Origin of the sequence: Salinicola sp. CPA57, from assembly GCF_003206035.1 — a bacterium.
GTDB classification, from domain to species: domain Bacteria; phylum Pseudomonadota; class Gammaproteobacteria; order Pseudomonadales; family Halomonadaceae; genus Salinicola; species Salinicola socius.
Map to the genome: position 1 here is coordinate 1 of NZ_PZJR01000024.1, position 3547 is coordinate 3547.

At 60.7% G+C, this 3547-nt stretch carries 5 protein-coding genes and 1 pseudogene; all 6 read left to right on the forward strand.

From position 1 onward, the window contains the following. Positions 1-730: DUF2345 domain-containing protein (locus DOM36_RS19545; RefSeq protein ID WP_157958699.1), on the forward strand; the 730-nt coding region annotated here is incomplete at its 5' end. Between the two features lie 6 nt (positions 731-736). Next, complete coding sequence (locus DOM36_RS19550) at positions 737-1291, forward strand: DUF4123 domain-containing protein (protein ID WP_110644126.1); 555 nt, start codon at positions 737-739, stop codon at positions 1289-1291. After that, positions 1288-1650, forward strand: a complete 363-nt coding sequence (locus tag DOM36_RS20200; protein WP_157958700.1) for a hypothetical protein — start codon at positions 1288-1290, stop codon at positions 1648-1650. Before DOM36_RS19550 ends, DOM36_RS20200 begins: the two co-directional genes overlap by 4 nt. Next, positions 1650-2441 (forward strand): Tox-REase-5 domain-containing protein, encoded by a 792-nt coding sequence (locus tag DOM36_RS19555; RefSeq protein ID WP_157958701.1) that lies wholly within the window; start codon positions 1650-1652, stop codon positions 2439-2441. Before DOM36_RS20200 ends, DOM36_RS19555 begins: the two co-directional genes overlap by 1 nt. Before the next feature lie 20 nt (positions 2442-2461). Then, on the forward strand, positions 2462-3178 hold the full coding sequence (locus DOM36_RS19560; RefSeq protein ID WP_075570232.1) for an Imm52 family immunity protein: 717 nt from the start codon (positions 2462-2464) through the stop codon (positions 3176-3178). 33 nt (positions 3179-3211) lie between these two features. After that, positions 3212-3547: pseudogene (locus tag DOM36_RS20615) on the forward strand (phage baseplate assembly protein V); the annotation flags it as partial.

Genomic DNA, 3547 nt, shown 5'->3' on the forward strand with positions numbered 1-3547 from the left:
CGACAGCGCCTACCAGCTCACCGACAGCCTCAGCCAGAGTGCGGCGGACCACAACGCCGACGCCCTCGACAGCCGCCAGAACCTCAAGCAGGCCGGCGACGACGCCGACGACCGCTACGGCAATAGCGAGCAGCTTTCGGGTGCTGATCAGAGCAACGCCCGTGGCGCCTCCGACAGCGGCGGCCGGGGCGAAGCGGCGCGGATGAAAGCCCCCTGGCTGCATATGGCCTCGCCCGCCGGCATCACCCTGAGCACGCCGGAATCGACCCACCTGGCCCAGGGCAGATCGCTGAGTGTCTCCAGCGGCGAAGACGTCAACATCGCCACCGGCAAGAGCCTGGTCGCCTCGATCTCCGAGACGCTCTCGCTGTTCGTGCAGAAGGCCGGGATCAAGTTGTTCGCGGCGCGGGGCAAGGTGGAGATGCAGGCGCAGGATGGCGAAATGGCCTTCACCGCGGAGAAAGGCGTCAAGGTGACTTCGACCGAGGGCCGCATCGAAATCAATGCCGAGAACGGCATCCTGCTGCAGAGCGGCGGCGGCTATATCCGCATCGAAGGCGGCAACATCGAAGTCCACTGCCCGGGTGCCGCGGATCTCAAGGGGGCGCAGCACAACTTCGGCGGGCCGACGAGTCTCCAGATTCCGCTCGATGCGCTACCGCGTGAACCACTCTGCTACTCATGCCTGCTGGAAGCCGCCGAGAAGGGGGCGACGTATCTGCGTCGGTGATGCCCCATGAAAGATGCCCACCTCACACTGGCTGACGAGCGGCTGCAGCGCCTGTTCGAGCAGGCTGACGACGAAAAGCTCGTTGGCTATCTGCTGGTCGACCTGTCGATCGACCGGCGAACGCAGAACACGGTCTTGCCGATCCATCGCCGCGGCGCCTCGCGCAGCCTGTTTCAGAACACGCCCGAACAGGGTTTCTCCGCCATCGCTCCCCATCTGGTGCCACTGAACGGCCTGCGCGATGCCGAGTGCGCCACGCTGATCGAACAAGATACTGAGGTGGCCGCTTTCAGTTGGCTATGGGTCGACGAGAGCGCGACAAACGATCTCTTCGCGCATCTGCAAAAGCAGCTCGACATGCGCTTGCCCGATGGTGGCCTCGCGCTACTGCGCTACTACGACCCAAGGGTTTTCACCAGACTGATGCAACTGCTGGACGACGAGCAACGGAAGACGTTGTTTGGCCCTATTCGTTATTGGAGCGTTCGTGTGACGGAGGAGCGACAGGTTTTCCAGCCATCCGATGATGCGGAAGACATGTTGCAGGGAGAAAGACCATGATCGAACTGACGCCGGATCAGGAGCGACGGCTGCGCCAGCCCGAACGGCAAGCGATGATCGACGAGGCGATGGCGTTTCTGCAATCTCGTCTGCCCTCACTCTACCGGCAACAGACACCCCAAGCCCATGCCGAGACCCTGGGCCAGGGTTACGACCGCGCCACCGGCTTTGGCATGACCCGAAAAGACCTGATTCAAAAGTACATGCTCTACGGCCTGAGCGCCCCGGCGCTGATCGACGGCGAGGCAGTCGCTCGCTATTTCCGAGAGAGCGAGCAGTCGCCCGATCTGCTCGCCCAGGACCTGCTGGCGTTGATCGAGATGCCCCCGGCCAGTGCCACCAACCAGAGAGACGACTGATGGTATTGCCACTCATTGCATTGGGCGGGTACGAGGCGCTGGTCCTGCTGGGTGTCGTGGGGGCCGGCACGGCAGCCGCCACGATCGAATCGCAGACCGGCGCCTTCTCCAAGGCCGGCAGCGTCATGGCAGAGGCCGGCAAGGAAGTCCTGACCACGGCGATGGACTACAATCTTGCGATCACGCGAGAGGCGCTCACCGCGGTCGGTGTACTGGACGACACGGCCTCAGAAAGCGGCAGCGACACTCGTTCGCGGCCGGTCGCGGGTGAGGTCAGCGATACCGACACCAACGAAGACTGCAACGACTGCGAGCCCCGAAAAAGGGGAAGCACGTTCGTCGCAGGCCGGCGATTCGAAACGGGGGACGGACGTTGGCCCGAATACCAGCTGAAGATCGCCAATATGGGCGGCGGACCGACCTTTGCTATCGTGGGGCCCAACCGGATCGAGGAGTGGCGATTCAGCAGCGTCGATTTCGATGGATTCTGGTCAGCCAGTTGCACGTTGGTCGAGGCCAAGTATGGCTATCGGCAGTTTCTGGAGCAGGATCTGGATGGAAACTGGGAGCCACGAGTCATCGTCAATAGCCGTGGACAGCGACTGGACTTTATGTCGAAAGCAATAAAGGGCTTTCCCACTCAAGCAAGCCAGCAATACGACGCCATCAAGAGCAACACTCCCCCAGCTCAGCTAGCTTGGTATTTTTCGGACGATGTGGTGAGAGACTATGTCAGCCGAGTTTTTTTGGCTGCAAGGTTGCCAGTCCCGTGCATCTACGAACCCTTTTAAAAAATCAAGAGAGATCAGTCATGAGCTATGCTGGCGCAGTAATCAGCTTTATCGTTCCTCCTGCCGAAGATCCAATGGCCGCAGAAGCCGTGTATGACCGTTGGATTTCCATGCTAGATGCGATCAGCCAAGAAGACCCAGTGCTGAGTCAGTGGCGCTATGCTGATGATGATCGCGGGGTATTACTGGACGTACACGAACGAGCCAGGGTGGTTCAGCTTGCCATCAGTGATGTTCGCCAGTTCAATCATAACTACAAAGGAGTGGGGCTTATATCGTTCACCTCCTACGGAAATTTCAGCATGGAGGAAAAAAAATACCACTATACCGAGAACAGCTTTTCTTGGGGGGGGGGAGGCTCAGGAGTTTTCTCATTACGAAACACTCGACTCAAACAGACCGCCTGGCCAGATTACTGGCAGGCCTTCGCTAACTGCCTACGAAAATTGTCTGAAGTGATGCCGCCTCGCTGGGCGAATGTGGCGCCATTCGCTTATTTTGATTTGGCCGCTTTCCCCCATCGCGAGTGGGTCGGTTGGATGGCACTGGTGCCGGACGTCGATTTGAGCAACGAGATGCCCTTTGTCGCGCTGGCCGAATACTTGCCCGATATCGGCACCCTGATCGTGACCACCAAGGAGCCGTTCGACCCCGAGAATGAGGAGCATATCAAACTGGCCCGGGCGACCGAGGTGTTTCTGGCCGATAGAGGGCTGTTGCCAGAGCGAGGCATTTGATCGGTTTTTTTAGGCGCTCAAACCCGTCTGCCCCAGCACCCGCTGCACGATCTGGGCGGTGAGGAAGAACGCCAGTTCCTGCTGCTCGGGGTGACCGTCCACGCCGAGAACGCCCTGCCGGTCTCGGCCCAGCTCCAGGCGTTGCCGGGCAGCCTGCAGCCGCAGCTCGACGCTGCCAAGCAGGCGCATGGGGTAGAAGACGAGGGCGATAGCGACCGTCTCTCCGACTACATGAGTGGCGGCACCGGCCACTTTTTCGTCCCGCGCATCGGCCAGGAAGTGCTGGTCGATTTCCTCGAGGGCGATGCCGACCGGCCGCTGATGACCGGCCGGGTCTACAACGGCGAGCAGAGTCCCGACTGGCACAGC

Bases quoted from the DNA above. Each gene is read 5' to 3' on its own strand.
- DOM36_RS19550 (WP_110644126.1), top strand. From the start codon at position 737: ATGAAAGATGCCCACCTCACACTGGCTGACGAGCGGCTGCAGCGCCTG.
- DOM36_RS20200 (WP_157958700.1), top strand. From the start codon at position 1,288: ATGATCGAACTGACGCCGGATCAGGAGCGACGGCTGCGCCAGCCCGAA.
- DOM36_RS19555 (WP_157958701.1), top strand. From the start codon at position 1,650: ATGGTATTGCCACTCATTGCATTGGGCGGGTACGAGGCGCTGGTCCTG.
- DOM36_RS19560 (WP_075570232.1), top strand. From the start codon at position 2,462: ATGAGCTATGCTGGCGCAGTAATCAGCTTTATCGTTCCTCCTGCCGAA.